The following is a 22,183-nucleotide window of genomic DNA, read 5'->3' as shown; positions in this document are numbered from 1 at the left end:
ACGCATGCCTCGACATCTCCGGCATGCGTGCGACAATGTTTCTTTTCGCGCCGACGTCGGCGCCCAGACACTTCCAGGAATGCAGCGAATGAAGATGGGAATGCGCGGCGCCGCGGCGTCGGTTCTGATTCTGGCGATGGGCACTTCGGGTGTCGCTCTGTCGCAACAACCGGCTGCCCCCGCAGCCGCCAAGGAGACCGCAACCTTGAATTCCCCCAAGCAGAAGCTCGGCTACGCCATCGGCCTGGACGTGGCCAAGTCGTTCACCCCGATTGCCGATGAGATCGACGTTGCCGCCCTGCGTACCGCGGTGGAGCGTTCGTTCGAAGGCCTGCAGCCGCAGATCACCCAGGAACAGGCCAAGGCCACCGATGCCGCCCTGCGCCAGGTGGTGATGGCCCGCAGTGGCCAGCAGGTACCGGGCGTTGCGCCGGGTTCGCAGCCGCCGAAGGTCGATCGCGTCAAGGTGTCGCAGATGATCGGTTCGTACTCGGTCGGTCCGTCGCTGGCGCAGCTGAAGGACGACATCGACGTCGCCTCGCTGTTTGACGCGATCAGCACCGGTCTGAACAAGGGCCAGCCCAAGATGACGGAAGCTGACGCGACCGCCACCATCCAGGCCTTCATGGGCAGCAAGCAGGCTGAAATGCAGGCCAAGGCCGCCGCCGCCGCGCAGACCAACCGCGAAGAAGGCAATGCCTTCCTGGCCAAGAACAAGACCCAGCCGGGCGTGGTGACCACCGCGTCGGGCCTGCAGTACCAGATCATCCGCCCGGGTAGCGGCGAGCGTCCGCTGCCGAGCAGCAAGGTGCGCGTGAACTACGAAGGCAAGCTGCTCAACGGCACCGTGTTCGACAGCTCCTACGGCCGCCAGCCGGCCGAGTTCGGCCTGGACCAGGTGATCAAGGGCTGGACCGAAGGCGTCGCGCTGATGCCGGTGGGCTCGAAGTACCGCTTCTGGATTCCGGGCAACCTGGCCTACGGCGAGAACGGCACCCCGGGCGGCCCGATCGGCCCGAACGCGACTCTGACGTTCGACGTCGAGCTGCTGGGCGTCCTGCCGTAAGCGACCACGGAGCCTGCACGGACATGCGCGTTGCGATTTTCGGTACCGGTTATGTAGGGCTGGTGACCGGCACCTGCCTGGCCGACGTTGGTCATCAGGTGGTCTGCGTCGACATCGACCAGGCCAAGGTCGATGGCCTCAACCGGGGCATCATCCCGATCTATGAGCCGGGCCTGGAGCCGATGGTGAAGGCCAACCATGCCGCGTCGCGGCTGGCGTTCACCACCGATGCGGCGGCCGCCATCGAGCATGGCCAGGTGGTGTTCATCGCGGTGGGCACCCCGCCGGACGAGGATGGCAGCGCGGACCTGCAGTACGTGCTGGCCGTGGCCCGCACCATCGGCCGGCACATGAGTGTGCCGACCGTGGTGGTCAACAAGTCCACGGTACCGGTCGGCACGGCCGACAAGGTACGTGCCGCCATCGCCGAGGAACTGGCCGCACGTGGCGCGGAGATCACCTTCGACGTGGTGTCCAATCCGGAATTCCTGAAGGAAGGCGACGCGGTCGCCGACTGCATGCGCCCGGATCGCATCATCATCGGTGCGACCAGCGAAGAGTCGGTGGCGGTGATGCGTCGCCTGTATGCGCCGTTCAACCGCAACCACGACCGCGTGGTGGAAATGGACGTGCGTTCGGCCGAGCTGACCAAGTACGCGGCGAACGCGATGCTGGCGACCAAGATTTCGTTCATGAACGAGATCGCCAACATCGCCGAACGCGTCGGTGCCGACGTCGAACAGGTCCGCCAGGGCATCGGTTCGGACCCGCGCATCGGCTGGCACTTCATCTACCCGGGCGCCGGTTATGGCGGCTCGTGCTTCCCGAAGGACGTGCAGGCGCTGGCCCGCACCGCCCAGCAGCATGGCCTTGAGCCGAAGCTGCTGAACGCGGTGGAGGCGGTCAACGAATCGCAGAAGGGGCATCTGTTCGCCCTCATCCAGCGTCACTACGACAGGGGCGAGGATGAAGGTGTGCGCGGCAAGACCTTTGCCGTGTGGGGCCTCGCATTCAAGCCGAATACCGACGACATGCGCGAGGCATCCAGCCGCCGCCTGCTGGCACAGCTTTGGGAAGGGGGCGCCACCGTGCGTGCCTACGATCCTGAAGCCATGCATGAATCGCAGCGGATCTTCGGCGAGCGCGATGACCTGGTGTTCTGCAACAGTGCCGATGACGCGCTGCAGGGGGCCGACGCGCTGGTCGTGGTAACCGAGTGGAAGCAGTTCCGCAGCCCCGATTTCCAGAAGCTGCGCGAGCAGCTGAAGGACGCGGCGGTATTCGATGGGCGCAACCTGTACGAGCCGGCTGAAGTGGAAGCGGCAGGCCTGGCCTACTACGGCATCGGCCGGGGGCGCTCGCTGCATGTCTGATCTGCTGCCAACCGAACGCGAGCAGGCGCTGGAAGCGCGCCTGGTCGAGCTGGAAATGCGCGTGTCCTTCCAGGAACAGGCGCTGGCCGAACTGAGCGATGCGCTGGCCGATGCCCGCATGCAGGGCATGCGCAACGCCGATGTGTTGCGCGTGCTGCTGGAAGACCTGGGCAAGGTCCGCAACGCACTGAACTCTTCCGATCCGGCGAGCGAACCGCCGCCGCCGCACTACTGATCCGAACCCTATGAGCGATACCCTCCGCGACCAGCTGATGGGTCTGGGCTTCAAGCCCGCCCCCAAGCCCGAGCGCAAGAATGATGGCCCCCGCCGCGATGGCCGCCCGCAGGGCAAGGGTGGCAATGGCAATGGAAAGCCGCAGGGCGCCGGCAAGGGCGAACACAAGCCCGGCGAGCGTCGTGGCCATGGCCATGGCGGCGCCGGCAAGCCCGGCCCGTCGCGTGGCCCCGGCCAGCAAGGCCCGCGCAAGCCGCGCAGCGCCGAAGAGATGGACCTGGCCAAGGCCTACGCCATCCGTGCGCAGAAGGAAAAGGAAGAGCGCATCGAGACCGAGCGCCTGAAGCAGGAAGAAGCACGCGTCCGCCGCGAGGCGAAGGCCAAGCTGGAAGAACTGCTGAAGGACAAGAGCCTCAATGCCGAAGCGGCGGACATTGCCCGCCACTTCCCGTATGGCGGCAAGATCAAGCGCATCTACGTGACGGCCGAACAGCTGACCGCGCTCAATGCCGGTGAGCTGGGCGTGGTGCAGCTCAATGGCCGTTACCTGCTGGTGACCGCCGAGGTGCTGGCACAGTCCGAAGCGGTGTTCGCCGCGTCGGTTGCGCTGAAGGTCGATCCGAATGCGCCGGCCGAGGAAGATCCGTACGCGGATCCGCAGTACCAGGTGCCGGACGACCTGGTCTGGTAAGCGGAACTGCAGGATGAGGAAAACGCCGGGCATTGCCCGGCGTTTTCGTTATCGGGTGTGCACGGCGCTGCGACGCGCACGGATCAGCGGCATGCTCAGTGCGAAGAAGCACAGCAGCGCACCGACCAGGGCGAAACCACTGCCGGCCAGGAATGCAGTGCGACCATCGTCGATCTTCCACAGCTGGCCGGCGATGAGCGCGCCCAGCACGCCGCCGACACCGGACGAGAAGCCGTACAGCAGGCCCTGCCCATGGCCATTGAGGCGGCCGGGGAAGTAGGTCGCCAGCATCTGCATCGCGGCCGCGAAGAAGGCAGCAAAGCCCAGCGCGTGTGCGCTCTGCGCGACCAGCATCACCGGCAGGTTTTCCGGGAACAGCGCGGTGACGGCCCAGCGCAGGCAGGAACTGACCAGTGCGATCAGCAGCATCCAGCTGGCGTCGTAGCGGCGGAAGAAGCGGCCGATGGTGAAGAACACGCCGACTTCGAACACCACGCCGACGGTCCACAACAGGCCGAGCGTGGACGTGCGGTAGCCGTGATGGTCCATGTAGACCGAGAAAAACGTGTAGTACGGGCCGAATGACAGCTGCTCCATGAACGCAGCCAGGAAGAACGCCAGCACCGGCGGGCGCCGCACGATCTGCCAGAAGCCGCTGGCGTCCCCCTCGGCCTTGCCGATGCCGCGCGCGTACTGGTTGCTGAAGGCCGACGCCACCAGCAGGACGAACAGCGGCAGCATCATCCAGGGCAGCAGCCCGGCGCGGCTGGCCGAGCCGTCACCTTCGATCAGCCAGCCGAACAGGGTGACGATGGCGATGAAACCGAGCGATCCCCAGACCCGGATCAGTCCGTAGCGATGGCTGTCGCTGCCGAGGTGGGTGAGAGTGATCGATTCGAACTGCGGCATCACCGCGTTGTAGAAGAAGCAGAACACCACCATCGCCGGGTACATCCACGGCTGTGGCAAGGGCAGCAGGAAGGCGGCAAAGCTGAGCAGGGTCAGTACACAGCCGATGCGCAGCAGGCGGATCGGTCGTGGCGAAGCCGCTGCCAATGAGGTCCAGGTGCTGGGCGCGACCACGCGGGTGGCGTACCACAGCCCCATCATCACGCTGATCGCAGTCACGCTCATGCCGCGCGCGGTCAGGAACAGGCTCCAGTACGGAGTGAACGCGCCGAGCGCCGCGTAGTAGAACAGGTAGAAGCTGGAGAGGCGGGCAACGGGAACGGTCATCGCGGAATGATGAAGCAAAAAGGGAACGGAGGGGATCAAGTCGCTTGTGCCACAAACGACTTGATCCCCTCCGTCCCCTTTGTGTGTCATTCGGGGTCGTAGTCGAGGTTGGAGGCCAGCCAGCGTTCGGCCTGGGCGCGGTCCACGCCCTTGCGCCGGGCGTAGTCGCCGACCTGTTCGCGGCTGAGCCGTCCGACCACGAAGTACTGGCTCTGCGGATGGCTGAAGTAGTAACCCGAGACAGCGGCCGTGGGCAGCATCGCGAAGCTCTCGGTCAGTTCCATTCCGGCATTGGCCTCGGCCTGCAACAGGTCGAACAAGCGGCGTTTTTCGCTGTGCTCCGGGCAGGCTGGATAGCCCGGTGCGGGACGGATGCCGCGGTACTGCTCGTCGATCAGGGCTTCGTTGTCCAGCGTCTCGGCGCGCTCATGGCCCCAGAACTCGGTACGCACGCGCTGATGCAGGCGCTCGGCCAGCGCCTCGGCGAAGCGGTCGGCGAGAGCCTTCAGCAGGATCGCGTTGTAGTCGTCATGCTCGGCCTCGAAGCGCGCGACGTGCGCGTCGATGCCGATACCGGCGGTGACCGCGAACGCGCCGATCCAGTCCTGCTTGCCGCTGTCGGCCGGGGCAATGAAATCGGCCAGGCAGAAGTCCGGTCGCTCGGCTGGCTTGTCCACCTGCTGGCGCAGGAAGTGCAGGGTGGTTTCGCCCTGCGGGTGCTGCACGCGCACGTCGTCGCCGATGCTGTTGGCCGGCCACAGCCCGAACACCGCCTTGGCGGTCAGCCACTTCTCATCGACGATGCGGGTGAGCATCGCGCGGGCGTCCTGGTACAGGTCGCTGGCCTGGGCGCCGACGATCTCGTCGGTGAGGATGGCCGGGAACTTGCCGGCCAGCTCCCACGCCTGGAAGAACGGGGTCCAGTCGATGTAGTCGACCAGCTCCGTGAGCGGATAGTCGTCGAACACATGCAGCCCGGGCTGGTTGGGCGCGGGCGGCGTGTAGGTGTCCCAGTCGCCCTGGAACTTCTGCCCGCGTGCATGTTCCAGCGAAACCAGGCGCTTGGCATCGCCGCGGTTGCGGTGGCGCGCGCGGATCTCGGCATAGTCGGCCTCGTTGGCGGCGACGAATGCGTCGCGCAGGTCGCGCGAAATCAGCGACTGCGCCACACCGACCGCGCGCGAGGCGTCCTTCACCCAGATCGTGGGGGCCTGGTAGTGCGGGTCGATCTTCAGCGCGGTGTGCGCGCGGGAGGTGGTCGCGCCGCCAATCAGCAACGGAAGGTCGAAGCCCTGGCGCTGCATCTCGCGTGCGACGTGGCTCATTTCTTCAAGCGATGGGGTGATCAGCCCGGACAGGCCGATGATGTCGGCATGATGCTCGCGCGCGGCATCGAGGATCTTCTGCGCCGGTACCATCACGCCCAGATCGATCACCTCGAAATTGTTGCAGGCCAGGACCACGCCGACGATGTTCTTGCCGATGTCGTGCACGTCGCCTTTCACCGTGGCCATGATGATGCGGCCATTGCTCTTGGCCGAATCGCCGCTGCGTGCCTTCTCGGCCTCGATGTAAGGCAGCAGGTAAGCCACCGCTTTCTTCATCACGCGTGCGGACTTCACCACCTGCGGCAGGAACATCTTGCCGGCACCGAACAGGTCGCCGACGATGTTCATGCCATCCATCAGCGGCCCTTCGATCACGTCCAGCGGTCGGCTGGAGGCCTGGCGGGCCAGCTCGGTGTCTTCTTCGACGTACGCATCCAGGCCGTGCACCAGCGCATGCGCCAGGCGCTGCGCCACCGGCTTCTCGCGCCAGCCGAGGTCTTCGGTTTTCGCCGCGCCCTTCCTGCCCTTGTAGCGCTCGGCGATCTCCAGCAGGCGTTCGGTGGCGTCACTGCGGCGGTTGAGGATCACGTCCTCGACGCGCTCGCGCAGCTCCGGCTCCAGCTCATCGTAGATCGGCATCGCACCGGCGTTGACGATGCCCATGTCCATGCCGGCGGCAATCGCGTGGTACAGGAACACCGAATGGATCGCCTGGCGTACCGTCTCGTTGCCACGGAACGAGAAGGACACGTTGGAGACGCCGCCGGAGACATGGCAGTGCGGCAGCGTCTGCTTGATGATGCGGGTGGCTTCGATGAAGTCCACCGCGTAGTTGTCGTGCTCTTCGATGCCGGTGGCGACGGCGAAGATGTTCGGGTCGAAGATGATGTCCTGCGGCGGGAAGCCGATCTCGTCGACCAGGATGCGGTAGGCGCGGGTACAGATCTCGACCTTGCGCGCGCAGGTATCGGCCTGGCCGCTTTCGTCGAAGGCCATCACCACTGCGGCGGCGCCGTAGCGAAGCACCTTGCGTGCGTGCTCGCGGAACTGCGCCTCGCCTTCCTTCAGGGAGATCGAATTGACCACGCTCTTGCCCTGCAGGCACTTCAACCCGGCCTCGATCACGCTCCACTTGGACGAGTCGACCATCACCGGAATACGCGCGATGTCCGGCTCGGACATGATCAGGTTTAGGTAGCGGGTCATCGCCGCTTCCGAATCGATCAGGCCCTCGTCCATGTTGACGTCGAGGATCTGCGCGCCGCTGGCCACCTGCTGGCGGGCCACATCGACGGCTTCCTCGTAGCGGCCTTCCTTGATCAGCTTGCGGAACTGGGCGCTGCCGGTGACGTTGGTGCGCTCACCGACGTTGATGAACAGCAGGTCCGGGGTGATGACCAGCGGTTCCAGGCCGGACAGGCGGGTATACGACTGCGTGCTCATGCGGCCTGCTGCTCCTGGTTGCCGGGCAGGGCGCGCGGCGGCAGGCCGGCCACAGCCTCGGCAATGGCGCGGATGTGGTCGGGGGTGGAGCCGCAGCAGCCACCGACCAGGTTCAACAGGCCATCCTCGGCGAAGCCACGCAGGGTGGCCGCCATCTCTTCGGGCGTTTCGTCGTACTCGCCGAAGGCATTGGGCAGGCCGGCATTGGGGTGGGCGCTGACATGGCACTCGGCAACCTGCGAAAGGGTTTCCACGTGCGGTCGCATCGCAGCGGCGCCCAATGCGCAGTTCAGCCCGATCGACAGCGGTCGCGCATGCGCCAGCGACGCGTGGAAGGCCTCGGCGGTCTGCCCGGACAGGGTGCGTCCCGATGCATCGGTGATGGTGCCGGAGATCATCACCGGCAGGCGTGCGCCACGTGCATCGAAGGCTTCTTCCAGTGCGTACAGCGCGGCCTTGGCATTGAGCGTGTCGAAGATGGTCTCGACCATCAGCGTATCGGCGCCCCCGTCGATCAGTCCCTCGATGGCTTCGCGGTAGGTGTCGCGCAGTTCGTCGAAGCTGGTGTTGCGAAAGCCCGGGTCGTTGACGTCGGGGCTGATCGAAGCGGTACGGCTGGTCGGGCCGATCACCCCGATGACGAAGCGTGGCTTGTCCGGCGTGGTGGCTTCGACTGCATCGCAGCACGCGCGTGCCACTGCGGCCCCCGCCTTGTTCAGCTCGTACACCAGGTGTTGCAGGTGATAGTCGGCCTGGCTGACCGAAGTTGCGTTGAACGTATTGGTCTCGACCAGGTCCGCACCGGCTTCGAGGTAGGCCGTGTGGATGTCGGCGATGACCTGGGGCCGGGTCAGCAGCAGCAGGTCGTTGTTGCCCTTCAAGTCATGGCCTTCCGGCACGCCGTGGTCGCAGCCGGGGCCATGGGCATGGTCGTAGCCACCCGCGAAACGCTCGCCACGGTAATCGTTCTCCTGCAGGCCGTGGCGCTGGATCATCGTGCCCATCGCACCGTCGATGATCAGGATCCGCTCGCGCAGCGCGTCAAGCAGGGCATTGGCACGATCAGGATGCAACCAGGGCAGGGCGGACATGCGGTCTCCAGCTCAGGGCTTGTTGGCGATCAGCGAAATCACTTCGAAGTGTGGCGGACGCTTCTCGCGGGTGACTGTTTCCAGGCTGGACACCTGCAGGCCGGCCTTGTCGACGAACTTGCGCAGCTCCTTGTCGCTGAAGCCGAGGTTGACGTGGCCGTAGGCCTCCACCGCCGCCTTGTGCTCGTGGCGGGCCAGGCTGCACAGCAGCAGGCGGCCGCCGGAGCGCAGCACGCGTGCGGCTTCGGTCACCGCCTGCGCCGGTTTGCTGGCGTAGGTCAGTGCATGCATCAGCACCACCAGGTCGAAGCTGCCGTCCTTGAACGGCAGGGCATGCATGTCACCCTCGCGCACTTCCACGTTGGGCAGACGCCGCAGCCGTTCGCTGGCCGCGGCGACCACGCGTGCGCTGGTGTCGATGCAGATGTAGCGCTTGGCGTGGGGGGCGACGAGTTCGGCCAGTACGCCGTCACCGGACGCGATATCCAGTACGTCGCCGGTCTCCAGCAGCGGCAGCGCGGTCCGGGCCAGTGCCTCCCAGGTGCGTCCCGGGGAGTAGTGGCGTTCCATGTCGCCGGCCACGCTGTCGGCCCAGTTCTGGTCGGCGGCGCGGTGGGCCAGCACCGCAGCCACCCGTTCGGCATCCTGGCGCAGCAGCGGGTCATCGCTTCCGTTGCTCAAGGCGTGCCACAATGCGCGCTGCGCCGGGTCCAGCTGGGCCTCGTCGAAGCGGTAGTAGGCCGACACGCCCGCGCGGCGGTCGCGGACCAGGCCGGCTTCCTTCAGGCGTGCCAGGTGCGTGGACACGCGCGGCTGCGCCAGGCGGGTGATCGCCGACAGCTCGGCCACGGTCAGCTCTTCCTGCTCCAGCAGCGCCAGCAGGCGCACGCGGGTCGCATCAGCGAACACCTTCAGGCGGGTCGACCAGTCTTCAAGATCCATAAATATCTACCTATCGCGATATAGAGATATATTCGCTGAGTGAGCCTGCCGCGGTCAAGTCGCTGGCGTACGGAAGCCGTCGCGCCCCGGTACAATCAGGCCATCCGGGCACGCCTTGCGTGGCCCACTTCATCATGTACCTGGGAGGGTGTTGTGGATTTCAGCTTTACTGAAGAGCAGTTGATGCTGCAGGACGTGGCGCGGCGCATCGCGCAGGAGAAGATTGCCCCGAGTGCGGAGCATCACGACCGTACCGGCGAGTTCCCGCTGGACAACATCCGCCTGCTCGGCGAGAACGGCCTGATGGGCATCGAAGTGCCGACCGAATACGGCGGTGCGGGCATGGACCCGGTTGCGTACGTGCTGGCGATGGTGGAGGTCGCCGCCGCCGACGCCGCCCACTCGACCATCATGTCGGTGAACAATTCGCTGTTCTGCAACGGTATCCTCACCCATGGCACCGAGGCGCAGAAGCAGACCTACGTGCGTGCGATCGCCGAAGGCGAGGCCATCGGTGCGTTCGCGCTGACCGAGCCGCAGTCGGGCTCGGACGCGACCGCAATGCGTTGCCGCGCGGTGAAGCAGGCCGATGGCGGCTTCGTCATCAACGGCAAGAAGAGCTGGATCACCTCCGGCCCGGTGGCCAAGTACATCGTGCTGTTCGCGATGAGCGAGCCTGACAAGGGTGCGCGTGGCATCACTGCCTTCATCATCGATACCGACAAGGCCGGCTTCGGTCGTGGCAAGACCGAACCGAAGCTGGGCATCCGTGCTTCGGCCACCTGCGAGATCGAGTTCAACGACTACGTGGCCGCGGCAGAAGATGTGCTGGGCCAGGAGGGCGAGGGCTTCAAGATCGCCATGAGCGTGCTCGACGCCGGCCGCATCGGCATTGCCTCGCAGGCCATCGGCATCGCACGGGCCGCCTATGAAGCGACCCTGGAATACGTGAAGGAGCGCAAGGCCTTCGGCGCGGCCATCGGTACTTTCCAGATGACCCAGGCCAAGATCGCCGACATGAAGTGCAAGCTGGATGCAGCCCTGCTGCTGACCCTGCGCGCGGCATGGGTGAAGGGCCAGGGCAAGCGCTTCAGCACCGAAGCGGCGGTGGCCAAGCTGACCGCCTCGGAAGCGGCCATGTGGATCACCCACCAGGCCGTGCAGATCCACGGTGGCATGGGCTATTCCAAGGAAATGCCGCTGGAGCGCTACTTCCGTGATGCCAAGATCACCGAGATCTACGAAGGCACCTCGGAAATCCAGCGCCTGGTGATCGCCCGCAACGAGACCGGGCTGCGGTAGTTGCCGACACTGGCTGGCGTGGATTGAAGAGCGCCCACCCGGGTTGGCCTCTTCCACGTGCCAGGCAGGGCCCCGGAGCGTTCCGGGGCCTTGCATCCGGGTCTGCTTCCCATTCAGCTGCCTTCGCAGGTCAACGTCCGCCCGTCCCAGCGGCAATCCAACTGGCCTGCGATGCCGCTGCCTTCGACAACGGTTACACCGTACAGTCGAGCGGTATCGATCCAGCGCTGCATCGCTTCCCCGTCTCCAAACTGATAGACACCCGCGAAGCCCTGTGCGGTGTCCGGATCGCTGGCAGCGCCATCGGCAATGCGGTTGCCCTGTGCATCCCTGCTTCCCCCTTGTACATACCTCGCTTCCCTGACCGAGTCGGGACGGATGAGGAGGGTGGTCTGTGAGCCATCCCGCCATGTGATGACATATATCGCTCCATCGATGCCCAGCGCCTTGCTGACGAAGCTCAGGCCAATGGACGAGAGAAACGTCGCCATGCTGTTCCAGGCCGTCGAGTGGGTGGTCGCGCCGGCGAACGCCTCGCCGATCTGGGCCTCAAGCCGGAAGCGGGCGGTTGCCATCTGCGCGATGTCATGCGCGTTGTGGCTTTTGAATTCTTCTGGAAAGGTGATGCCATTGGCCGCTGCCGGGTCATCGGGGTGGATTTCGAACTGTGCGCCCCTCTGGCCAGCGCGGATGCCGCGGCGGTCAAGCATCCCCATGATGCGGTTGAACGACGCGATGATCGGATCCGGCACCTGTGTCTGGACCGCCCGGTATCTGTGAAGTTCGCGGTCGTACTCCACTTCGTAGCCGTGAAGCCTGCGTTGGCTGAAGTCCGCGACGATGGTCAGACCCGTGCCGGATGTGAGCGCGAGCGCGCGTGGGTCCGCGCAGTTGTCGCAGACCAGCACGCCTGCAGCATGTGCCACGGGTGAGATCAGCGCGCTCAGCCCCAGCAATGCGAGAAGCTGTAAGGCTCTTGGGAAAAGCGAACGACGCATGGAATCCTGCCTGATATAGCTGTGGTGGAAGTCCTTTGTTAAGCCGCGGTTTCGCCGGAGGTTGTGACGGTTCGCCCAGTCATTGCGTGACTGACGAAGTGCGACACGTGGGGGCGTATGTGGCTCTGAATCGCAAGGCGATTGCGATGCGCATCTTCCGCTGCGTGGATCGGTCCGGTCACCTGGCTGCCGGAGGCGACATCCGCGATTGGCCAACATCCGCTCCGGCACGTCGGAGCAGGCAACAGAAAAGGCCCCGGATCGCTCCGGGGCCTTTTCGTTTCAACCCAGCGCCGGATCAACGATCCGGGCGGTGGGCACTTTCGGCGTCGCGCTGGCGTTCCATGAACTCCCTGGAGGGTTCATCCAGCTTGTCGCCCAGCATGCGGCGCACGACCACGAAGAACACCGGGATCATCAGCAGGCCGAGCAGGGTGGCGAACAGCATGCCGCCGATCACGCCGGTGCCGATGGCGTGGCGGGAGTTGGCGCCGGCGCCGGTGGAGATCGCCATCGGGATCACGCCCATGATGAACGCGAACGACGTCATCAGGATCGGGCGGAAACGCAGGCGTGCCGCCTCGATGGTGGCATCGCGCAGGTTCTTGCCCGCCGCACGCTGCTCCACCGCGAACTCCACGATCAGGATCGCGTTCTTCGCCGCCAGGCCGATCACGGTGATCAGGCCGATCTTGAAGAACAGGTCGTTGGGCAGGCCGCGCAGCATCGACAGGCCCAGTGCGCCGAGCACGCCCAGCGGCACCACCAGCAGCACCGCCACCGGAATCGACCAGCTTTCGTACAGCGCCGCAAGGCACAGGAACACCACGACGATCGACAGCACCAGCAGCAGGGTGGCGGCGTTGCCGGCCAGGATTTCCTGGTAGGACATGCCGGACCAGTCGTAGCCGAAGCCGGCCGGCAGGTCGTCGTTGACGATCGCCTCCATGGTCTGCATCGCTTCACCCGAACTGGTGCCCGGGGCCTGCGAACCGACGATGTTGATCGCCGAGTAGCCGTTGTAACGGCTCAGCGACGGCGATGCCGACACCCATTCGGACTTGACCACCGTGTTGAGCGGGATCATCGCGTTGGTGCCATCGGCATTGGTGGTCAGGCTGGACGGGCTGTAGAAGCTCTTCAGCGACTCCTGGCCCGTGCGGTACGGGCCATCGGCCTGCATCGTGACGCGCTTGATGCGGCCCTCGTAGAAGAAGTCGTTGACGTACACCGGGGCCAGCATCAGCTGGATGGTGCTGTACACGTCCGACACCGACATGCCCATCGACTGCGCCTGCACGCGGTCCACGTGCAGCTGCAGCTGCGGGGCGTTTTCCAGCCCGTTCGGGCGCACGCCGACCAGTGCCTCCGGCTTCTGCGCGGCCTTGCCCAGCAGGATGTTGCGCGCCTGGGTCAGCTGTTCGTAGCCGGCACCACTGCGATCCTGCAGCCACATGTCGAAGCCACCGAACTGGCCGAGGCCCTGCACGGTGGGCAGGTTGACCACGAAGATCTGCGCTTCCTTGATGCCGTAGAACGCGCCGTTCATGTTCTGGATGAACTCTGGCGCGGTGAACTTGCGTTCCTCCCACGGCTTCAGGCGGATGAAGCCCATGCCGACGTTCTCGCCGGAACCGACGAAGCTGAAGCCGGCCACCTGCAGCATGCCTTCATAGCCATCCTGCTTTTCCAGGATGCCACGCATCTGCGCGAACACTTCGTTGGTCTGGCCCTTGGTCGAGCCGGGCGGCAGCTGCACGATGGCCAGCGCGTAGCCCTGGTCTTCTTCCGGCAGGAAGCTGCCCGGCATGCGGGTGAACAGGAAGCCGCACAGCGCGGTCAGCACCACGAACAGGATCATCCAGCGCGGCGCATGGCGCACCGCCGAGGTGATGTGGCCCACATAGGTGTGGCTGATCTTGTCGTAATACTTGTTGAAGGTGCGGTAGATGATGTTCGGGTTGTCGTTGTGCGTCGGCTTGAGGAAGGTCGCGCACAGCGCCGGGGTGAAGCCCAGGGCCAGGAACGCCGAGAACGCCATCGAGATGGCGATGGTCAGCGCGAACTGCTTGTAGATCTCGCCGGCCGCACCGCCCTGCAGGGCGGACGGGATGAACACCGCGGCCAGCACGACAGTGATTGCCACCACCGCGCCGGTGATCTGGGTCATCGCCTTCTGCGTGGCCGGCTTCGGCGCCAGGCCTTCCTCGGACATGATGCGCTCGACGTTCTCGATCACCACGATCGCATCGTCGACCACGATGCCGATCGCCAGCACCATCGCGAACAGGGTCAGCTGGTTGATCGTGAAACCGATCATCCACATGCCCAGGAACGTGCCGAGCAGGGCCACCGGGATGACCAGGGTCGGGATCAGGGTGGCGCGGAAGTTCTGCAGGAAGATCAGCATCACCAGGAACACCAGCAACACCGCTTCGAACAGGGTCTTGACCACTTCCTGGATCGAGATCTTGACGAAGGTGGTGCTGTCGTACGGCGAGAACCAGGTCACGCCGGACGGGAAGCTGGGCTGCAGCTCGTCCATCTTGCCGCGCACCGCTTCGGCCACGTTCAGGGCGTTGGCGCCCGGCAGCAGCTGGATGGCGAAGGCGCCGGTCGGCTTGCCGTTGTACTGGGTATCGAAGCCGTAGTTGTTGGCACCGAAGGCGACGCGGGCGATGTCCTTCAACAGCACGCGCGAGCCGTCAGCGTTGGCGCGCAGGATGATGTTCTCGAACTCCTGCGGCGAGCTGAAGCGGCCTTCGGCCGAGACCGTGGCGGTGAAGTGCTGGCCCTCCGGCGACGGGTCTGAGCCCAGTGCACCCGCGGCGAACTGCACGTTCTGGGCGCGCACCGCCGCCAGCACCTGGCTGGCCGACAGGCCGTAGCCCTGCATCTTCTCCGGGTTCAGCCAGATGTTCATGGCGTACTCGGAACCGAACTGCTGGGTGCTGCCGACGCCGGGGATACGCGAGACCTGGTCGAGTACGCGCGAACCGACGATGTCGTTCAGGGCATCACGGTTGATGGTCGGTGTATCGGACTGCAGTGCCACCACCATCAGGAAGCCGGCGTTGGCCTTGGCCACCACCACGCCCTGCTGGGTCACTTCCGAAGGCAGGCGTGGCGTGGCCAGCGATACCTTGTTCTGCACCTGCACCTGGGCGATGTCCGGATCGGTACCGGTCTCGAAGGTCAGGGTGATCTGCGCCCGGCCGTTGGAGGACGAGGAAGAGCTGAAGTACAGCAGGTGATCGATACCGGTCAGCTGCTGCTCGATCACCTGGGTGACCGACTTCTCGGTGGTGTCCGCGCTGGCGCCCGGGTAGGTAGCCGAGACGGTCACCTGCGGCGGGGCGATGTTGGGATAGGACTCCACGCCCAGGTTGAGGATCGCGATCACGCCGCTGAGCGAGATCAGGATCGCAACCACCCAGGCGAAGACTGGATGCTCGATGAAAAATTTAGGCATGACGGAAGGTTCCCGTTACTGCTTGTTCGAATCGGTGGCGGCCGGCTTGGCCGCATCGGCCTGCTCGGGCTTGGCCGCGTCGGCCGGTGCCTTGCCGGCGGCCGGTGCGGCGCCCGCCGGGGCAGCGCCGCCTGCGGCAGGCTTGCCGTTGGCGTCTTGCCCCGGGGTCCACGGCTTGGCCACCGCCGGTGCACCTTCCTTGACCTTCTGCACGCCGGCCACGATCACCTTGTCACCGGCGGCCAGGCCGTCGCTGACCAGCCAGTTGCCGTTCTGCGCGCCATCGGTCTTGACGTTCTTGCGCACCACCTTGCCGTCGGTGCCGACCACCATCACGTAACCGCCGGTGGTGTCGCGCAGCAGCGCCTGCTGCGGCACCAGGTAGGCATTGTTGCGCTCGCCCAGGTTGGCCTGGAAGCTGACGAAGGCGCCTGGCAGCAGGATCTGCTGCGGGTTCGGCAGCAGCGCACGCAGCGAGACCGCGCCGGTGGCCGGATCGACCGTGGTCGAGGAGAAGTCCAGCGTGCCCGGCTCGCTGTAGGTGGTGCCGTCGGCCAGCTTGACGCTGACGGTAGCCTTGCCATCGCCGGACAGGGCCAGTGCGCCCTTGGCCTGCTGTGCACGCAGCTGGGTCAGCTCATCGACGCTCAGCGAGAAGTTCACGTACAGCGGGTCGAGCTGGTCGACGGTGGTCAGCAGGGTCACATCGCCCTGGCCGACCAGCGCACCTTCGGTGACCTGCTGCTTGTTGGCCACGCCGCTGATCGGGGCGGTCACTTCGGTGTAGCCCAGGTTGATGCGCGAGGAGGTCAACGCGGCCTCGGCCTGCTTGACCGCGGCCAGGGCGGTGCGCTCGGCCGACTCGGCGTTGTCCAGGTCGGACTTGGAGACGAACTGCTGCGGGGCCAGCGAGCGCGCACGGTCGGCGGCGACCTTGGCGTTGGCATAGGTGGCGCGGGCCGAGGCCAGCTGCGCTTCGGAGGCGTTGAGCGAGGCACGCAGCGGCGCCGGGTCGATCAGGAACAGGGTCTGGCCCTGCTTGACCTGGGAGCCTTCCTGGTAGACGCGCTTGAGCAGCACGCCCGGAACGCGCGCGCGCACGTCGGCGCTGCGGAACGGGGACAGGCGGCCGACCAGCTCGCGCTGCAGCGGCAGGGTCTGCGGCTTGGCGTCGATGACGCCCACCTCCGGCGGCGGGGGCGTCTGCTGTTCCGGCTTCTTGCAGGCGGCCAGAGCGACAGCAACGGCGCACGTCAAGGCAAGGGTGCGGAGTGGGGCGGTCATCAGGAGGAACTCCGGGGTTGGTTTGTAGACGGGGCCGGCGACGGCTGTGGCGCGAACGCGCGCAGGAAGCTGTCGACGGAGAACTCTGCCCAGCGCCGACGCAGCAGCGCGTCATCACGATGGGGGGTATGGAAGCGCTGTTTGTCGAAATCCTGACCGGCGATCATGCTCAGCAGCAGCTCGGCCATGAAGTGCGGGTCGTCATGCCGTAGCTGGCCCTGCATGCAAACGGTTTCAATCCATTCAGCAAGATGAAGCGTCAGCGCGCCGGCGCCATGCCGGTACAGCGTACGCGCCTCTTCGGGAAACTGGGACGCGTCGGCGGCGATCAGCCGGCAGGCCTGTCCTACGTGCGGTTGGCTGAAATGCTCCAGGAAGTCGGTGGCGAACTGGAGCAGGCTGGCACGCAGGTCGTCAGTGCGGAGTGCACGGACCATGGCCCCGGTGGCGTGGCCGACATGGCGCTGCATCACCCGGCGCAGCAGTTGCTGCTTGTTGCCGTAGCGCGAATACAGGGTCTGCTTGGAACAGCCGGCCTGCTGGGCCACCGCGTCCATGCTCATCTGCATGCCCTGCTGCGCCAGCAGTTCGCGCACGGCGTCGAACACGCGCTCATCGCGTGCGTCGAGGGCAACGGGAAGGTAGGCCGGATTCACGCGGTGGACTATACCGTCCAGTTCAGGATTGTGGAATCGCATCGGCGTCGCCGCGTGTGTCTTCCGGTAACACGCTTTGCCGATCCTGTCTGCAGTGCTGAAACGGACGCCACGACCATACCGGTGCGAACTGAATAGGCGTCTAAACCGCAGCAAACCCGAATCTGCTTATTCCGTCCTGCAGCAAGGCCTTTTCGTGCGGTAGGGCTACAATTTCATTTTCCCAACTGAGCAAGCGCATCGCTCTGCCATGAAACCGCAAAAAACCGCAGCCAAGACCGTGAAAAACAAGACCAAACCAGCAGAGTCGGAGGTCGCAGTGACCGCTGGTTTCTCCCTGGAGCCGGTGTACACGGCCTTGCGCAAGCGCTACCCCGCGGCCGCACAGGCCGAAGCAGTGGCCTTCGCTACTGACTTCTACAAGCGCATGGAGTCGGACGAGTTCCCGCACCACAGCGCTGAAGAGTGGGCCGCTCTCGCGGCTGAGACGCTGGAATTCGCCCGTGCCCGCAAGGCCGGCAAGGCCAACGTCCGCGTGTTCAATCCGACCGCGAAGGCCAACGGTTGGGAATCGCCGCACACCGTGCTGCAGATCGTCAACGACGACATGCCGTTCCTTGTCGATACCGTCACCATGTCGCTGGCCGAGCAGGGCGTGGGCGTCCACGTGCTGGGCCACCCGGTGCTGCGCTTCACCCGCGACAAGGCCGGCAAGCTGGTCAAGGTCGGCGAGGGTGATGCCGAATCGGTGATGCTGCTGGAGATCGACCGCCAGCCGGCTGAAGCCATGGCCGCCATCGAGCAGGCCATCAACAAGGCGCTGGATGAAGTGCGTGCGATCGTGCGCGACTGGCAGCCGATGAAGGACAAGGCGCTGGCGCTGGCCGACGACCTGGGCAAGCGCCAGCTGCCGGTCGACGATGCCTCGCGCAAGGAAGCACAGGAGTTCCTGCGCTGGGCCGCCGACAACCACTTCACCTTCTTCGGCTACCGCGAATACCGCGTCGAGAAGCAGGGCAAGGAAGATGTGCTGGCACCGCTGAACGACACCGGCCTGGGCCTGATGCGCGGCAAGGACAAGTCCGCCGCCCGTCCGGTCAAGACCCTGGCCGCGCAGGGCCTGAACGCCACGTCCGGCCTGAAGGACGCGCTGATCCTGACCAAGACCAACGCCCGTTCGCGCGTGCACCGCGCCGGCTACATGGACTACATCGGCGTGCTGGAATTCGACGCCAAGGGCAAGATCATCGGCGAGCAGCGCTTCCTCGGCCTGTTCACCTCCAGCGCCTACAACCGTCGCCCGTGGGAAATCCCGCTGGTGCGCCAGCGCCACGAGCACGTGATGAAGCAGTCGGGCCTGGCCCCGGCCAGCCACAGCGGCAAGGCGCTGCGCCACATCCTGGAAACCCTGCCGCGCGAAGAGCTGTTCCAGTCCAGCGAGGACGAACTGTTCCGCACCGCGATGGGCGTGCTGGGCCTGCAGGAGCGCGTGCGCAGCCGCCTGTTCCTGCGCCGTGACAAGTACAGCCGTTTCATTTCCGCACTGGTCTACCTGCCGCGTGAGCGCTTCAACACCGACGTGCGCCTGCGCATCGAAGCGATGCTGAAGGACGCGCTCCACGGCGAGTACGTCGACAGCTCGGTGGTGCTGGGCGAATCGCCGCTGGCCCAGGTGCACCTGATCGTGCGCCCGAAGCCGGGTGAAATGCTCGACGTCGATACCGCCGAACTGGAGCAGAAGCTGGCCCAGGTGTTGCGCAACTGGCAGGACGACCTGCGCGAAGCGCTGGTGACCCGCCATGGCGAAACCGAAGGCCTGCGCATCGCCGCCCGCATCGGCAAGGCGCTGCCGGCCGGCTACATCGAAGACAACAGCACCGCCGTTGCCGCCAACGATGTCAGCCAGCTCGACGCCCTGACCGGCCCGGACGACCTGCGCCTGAGCCTGCAGGCGGTGCCGCGCGAAAGCGGCGATGGCCTGCGCCTGAAGCTGTACCGCCAGCTGGACGACATTCCGCTGTCGGACGCGCTGCCGATGATGGAAAACATGGGCCTGCGCGTGATTGCCGAGCGTCCCTACCGCCTATCGGTCGACAACGCCCCGGTGTACGTGCAGGACTTCGAGGTCGAGTCGACCGCCGGCGCGATCGATGCTGCCAGCGTCGATGAAGCCTTCGGCGAGACCTTCGCCCGCGTCTGGCACGGCGATGCCGAGAACGACGGCTTCAACCGCCTGGTGCTGGCTGCCGGCCTGCATTGGCGCCAGGTCGCCATGCTGCGTGGCTACTGCAAGTACCTGCTGCAGACCGGCGTGCCGTTCTCGCAGGCGTATGTGGAAGGCACCTTCGCCCGTTACCCGCTGCTGGCCCGCCTGCTGGTGGAACTGTTCGAAGCGCGCTTCGATCCGGCCACCGGCCACGAGAGCAAGGACGACATCGCGGCTGGCCAGGCGCAGCTGAAGGCGCACCTCGACGTGCTGGCCGCCGGCGACGAGGCCACCCTGAAGGTGCTCAAGACCGTGGTCGACGCCCGCAAGGGTGACCGCGACGCGCAGATGCAGGCCGCGCGCGATGCGCTGCTGAAGCTGATGGACCGTGTGTCCAGCCTGGACGAAGACCGCATCCTGCGTTCGTTCATGGGCGTGATCGACGCGACCCTGCGCACCAGCTACTACCAGACCGATGCCAACGGCCAGCACGGCCACGTGATCAGCTTCAAGTTCGATTCGGCGCTGGTGCCGGACCTGCCGAAGCCGCGCCCGTACCGCGAAATCTTCGTCTACGGCCCGCGCGTGGAAGGTACCCACCTGCGCTTCGGCGCGGTCGCCCGTGGCGGCCTGCGCTGGTCGGACCGTCGCGAAGACTTCCGTACCGAAGTGCTGGGCCTGGTCAAGGCGCAGATGGTCAAGAACACCGTCATCGTGCCGGTCGGCGCGAAGGGCGGCTTCTTCGCCAAGACCCCGCCGGTCAATGGTGACCGCGACGCGGTCTTCGCCAATGGCGTGGCCTGCTACAAGCTGTTCATCCAGGGCCTGCTGGACATCACCGACAACATCGTCAACAACAAGATCGTGCCGCCGGTGGATGTCGTGCGCCACGACATGGACGATCCGTACCTGGTGGTGGCCGCCGACAAGGGCACTGCGACCTTCTCCGATATCGCCAACGGCCTGGCCATCGCGCACGGTTTCTGGATGGGCGATGCATTCGCCTCTGGTGGTTCGGTGGGTTACGACCACAAGGGCATGGGCATCACCGCACGCGGCGCGTGGGAGTCGGTCAAGCGCCACTTCCGTGCGCTGGGCCGTGACAGCCAGACCCAGGACTTCACCGCGGTCGGCGTCGGCGACATGTCCGGCGACGTGTTCGGCAACGGCATGCTGTTGTCGCGCCACATCCGCCTGGTTGCAGCCTTCGACCACCGCCACATCTTCCTGGACCCGAACCCGGATGCGGCCACCACGTTCGTCGAGCGTGAGCGCCTGTTCACCTTGCCGCGTTCGAGCTGGGCGGACTACGATGCCAAGCTGATCAGCAAGGGTGGCGGCATCTATCCGCGCAGCCTGAAGTCGATCGAGATCACCCCACAGGTGCGTGAAGCGCTGGGCCTGGACGACAACGTCAAGGCGCTGTCGCCGAACGATCTGATGAGCGCGATCCTGAAGGCGCCGGTAGACCTCCTGTGGAACGGCGGCATCGGCACCTACGTCAAGGCCGCCAGCGAGCAGCACAGCGATGTCGGCGACCGCGCCAACAACGCCCTGCGCGTGAACGGTGGCGAGCTGCGCTGCAAGGTGGTGGGCGAGGGCGGCAACCTGGGCATGACCCAGCTGGGCCGCATCGAAGCCGCACAGGCCGGCGTGCTGCTCAACACCGACTTCATCGACAACTCGGCCGGTGTCGACACCTCCGACCACGAAGTCAACATCAAGATCCTGCTCAACGATGTGGTGCGGGCCAAGAAGCTGACCGTCGAGCAGCGCAACAAGCTGCTGGCCTCGATGACCGACGAAGTCGCCGAGCTGGTGCTCAACGACAACTACCGCCAGAACCAGGCGCTGAGCCTGATGGAGCGGATGGCGGTCAAACGCCTGGGTTCCAAGCAGCACTTCATCCGCACCCTGGAACAGCAGGGCCTGCTCGATCGCCAGATCGAGTTCCTGCCGTCCGATGCCGAGCTGTCGCAGCGCAAGGCGCGTGGCCAGGGCCTGACCCGTCCGGAACTGTCGGTGCTGCTGTCCTATTCCAAGCTGGTGGCATTCGCCCAGCTGCTGGATTCGGACATCCCGGAAGATCCGTACCTGTCCAAGGAACTGCAGCGCTACTTCCCGACCCCGCTGCAGAAGAAGTACGCCGACGCGATGGAGCGTCACCGCCTGAAGCGCGAAATCATCGCCACGGCCGTGACCAACCAGACCATCAACCGCATGGGCGCCACCTTCCTGATGCGCATGCAGGAAGACACCGGCCGTTCCATCGCCGAGGTCGCCAAGGCCTACACCATCAGCCGCGAGACGCTGGATGCCCGCGCGCTGTGGGCGCAGATCGATGCCCTCGACGGCAAGGTGCCGGAGTCGGTGCAGATCGACGCACTGGAAGTGATCTGGAAGCTGCAGCGTTCGTTCGTGCGCTGGCTGCTGTCGCGCCCGGGCGCGATGCCGGGCATCACCGAAGCGGTCAACCGTTACCAGGGTCCGTTCAACGACATCCGCGTTGCCTCGGGCGTGCTGCCGGATTCGCAACGTCCGACCTACGAAGCCCTGGTGGCCGAGTGGAAGGAGAAGGGCCTGCCGTCCGCGCTGGCGCAGCAGCTGGCCGAACTGCACTTCCTGGAGCCGGCGTTCGACATCATCGAACTGGCGCGTACCCGCAAGCTGAAGCCGGTGGACGTGTCCAAGGTGCATTTCCGCCTGGGCGACGCCCTGCAGCTGCCGTGGCTGTTCGAGCAGGTTGATGCGCTGGAGGTCAACGGCCGTTGGCACGCCGTGGCACGTGGCGTGTTGCGTGACGAACTGGCGGCCAACCACCGCAACCTGGCCGGCCAGGTGCTGGGCACCAAGGGCAGCA

14 protein-coding genes are annotated in these 22,183 nt (G+C 65.7%); 6 read left to right on the top strand and 8 right to left on the bottom strand.

Translation table 11 applies throughout. The features are described from left to right. Positions 1-88: 88 nt before the first annotated feature. The 4 genes from O0J73_RS10250 to O0J73_RS10235 are packed head-to-tail and all read left to right on the top strand — an operon-like array spanning position 89 to position 3,365. On the top strand, positions 89-1,066 hold the full coding sequence (locus O0J73_RS10250; protein WP_006453093.1) for an FKBP-type peptidyl-prolyl cis-trans isomerase: 978 nt from the start codon (positions 89-91) through the stop codon (positions 1,064-1,066). A 23-nt stretch (positions 1,067-1,089) separates the two neighbouring features. Next, positions 1,090-2,439, top strand: a complete 1,350-nt coding sequence (locus O0J73_RS10245; protein WP_006453092.1) for a UDP-glucose/GDP-mannose dehydrogenase family protein — start codon at positions 1,090-1,092, stop codon at positions 2,437-2,439. Further along, the gene (locus O0J73_RS10240; protein ID WP_005410256.1) at positions 2,432-2,674 is read left to right on the top strand and encodes a SlyX family protein; all 243 of its coding nucleotides are present in this window, start codon (positions 2,432-2,434) and stop codon (positions 2,672-2,674) included. The genes O0J73_RS10245 and O0J73_RS10240 overlap by 8 nt, the downstream gene beginning before the upstream one ends. A 10-nt stretch (positions 2,675-2,684) precedes the next feature. Next, positions 2,685-3,365: a DUF2058 family protein gene (locus O0J73_RS10235; RefSeq protein ID WP_053450239.1), complete on the top strand. Its 681-nt coding sequence runs from the start codon at positions 2,685-2,687 to the stop codon at positions 3,363-3,365. A gap of 48 nt (positions 3,366-3,413) precedes the next feature. Here O0J73_RS10235 and O0J73_RS10230 read toward each other — a convergent pair whose 3' ends face one another. From O0J73_RS10230 to O0J73_RS10215, 4 genes are all read right to left on the bottom strand, one after another. After that, positions 3,414-4,601, bottom strand: a complete 1,188-nt coding sequence (locus O0J73_RS10230) for an MFS transporter (protein WP_308308637.1) — start codon at positions 4,599-4,601, stop codon at positions 3,414-3,416. Between the two features lie 86 nt (positions 4,602-4,687). Further along, on the bottom strand, positions 4,688-7,372 hold the full coding sequence (gene metH / locus O0J73_RS10225; protein ID WP_308308636.1) for a methionine synthase: 2,685 nt from the start codon (positions 7,370-7,372) through the stop codon (positions 4,688-4,690). Continuing rightward, positions 7,369-8,463, bottom strand: a complete 1,095-nt coding sequence (locus O0J73_RS10220; protein WP_006453030.1) for a homocysteine S-methyltransferase family protein — start codon at positions 8,461-8,463, stop codon at positions 7,369-7,371. Before O0J73_RS10220 ends, metH begins: the two co-directional genes overlap by 4 nt. Positions 8,464-8,475: 12 nt before the next feature. Continuing rightward, positions 8,476-9,405 carry a metalloregulator ArsR/SmtB family transcription factor gene (locus O0J73_RS10215; protein WP_006453029.1) on the bottom strand — a complete coding sequence of 310 codons (930 nt, stop codon included), beginning with the start codon at positions 9,403-9,405 and terminating at the stop codon, positions 8,476-8,478. Between the two features lie 153 nt (positions 9,406-9,558). Between O0J73_RS10215 and O0J73_RS10210 the strand changes: the two genes are divergently transcribed. Further along, a complete protein-coding gene (locus O0J73_RS10210) occupies positions 9,559-10,707 on the top strand; it encodes an acyl-CoA dehydrogenase family protein (protein WP_197564206.1) in 1,149 nt (382 codons plus the stop codon). A gap of 113 nt (positions 10,708-10,820) precedes the next feature. Here O0J73_RS10210 and O0J73_RS10205 read toward each other — a convergent pair whose 3' ends face one another. The 4 genes from O0J73_RS10205 to O0J73_RS10190 form a co-directional block, all read right to left on the bottom strand. Next, entirely contained in the window at positions 10,821-11,705 is an 885-nt protein-coding gene (locus tag O0J73_RS10205) for a hypothetical protein (protein WP_308308635.1), read from the bottom strand. A gap of 298 nt (positions 11,706-12,003) precedes the next feature. Next, positions 12,004-15,177: a multidrug efflux RND transporter permease subunit gene (locus O0J73_RS10200; protein WP_053450234.1), complete on the bottom strand. Its 3,174-nt coding sequence runs from the start codon at positions 15,175-15,177 to the stop codon at positions 12,004-12,006. Positions 15,178-15,192: 15 nt separating this feature from the next. Beyond that, positions 15,193-16,461 carry an efflux RND transporter periplasmic adaptor subunit gene (locus O0J73_RS10195; RefSeq protein WP_049458761.1) on the bottom strand — a complete coding sequence of 423 codons (1,269 nt, stop codon included), beginning with the start codon at positions 16,459-16,461 and terminating at the stop codon, positions 15,193-15,195. Beyond that, positions 16,461-17,117, bottom strand: a complete 657-nt coding sequence (locus tag O0J73_RS10190) for a TetR/AcrR family transcriptional regulator (RefSeq protein WP_008265285.1) — start codon at positions 17,115-17,117, stop codon at positions 16,461-16,463. Before O0J73_RS10190 ends, O0J73_RS10195 begins: the two co-directional genes overlap by 1 nt. 250 nt (positions 17,118-17,367) lie before the next feature. On the opposite strand from O0J73_RS10190, the gene O0J73_RS10185 reads away from it, so the two are divergent. Continuing rightward, positions 17,368-22,183, top strand: a 4,816-nt coding sequence (locus O0J73_RS10185) for an NAD-glutamate dehydrogenase domain-containing protein (RefSeq protein WP_308308634.1), incomplete at its 3' end; no start/stop codon positions are given.

Source organism: Stenotrophomonas sp. Sm6012 (assembly GCF_030985895.1).
In the GTDB taxonomy this organism is placed as follows: domain Bacteria; phylum Pseudomonadota; class Gammaproteobacteria; order Xanthomonadales; family Xanthomonadaceae; genus Stenotrophomonas; species Stenotrophomonas forensis.
This window is presented reverse-complemented; position numbering and strand designations above follow the sequence as displayed.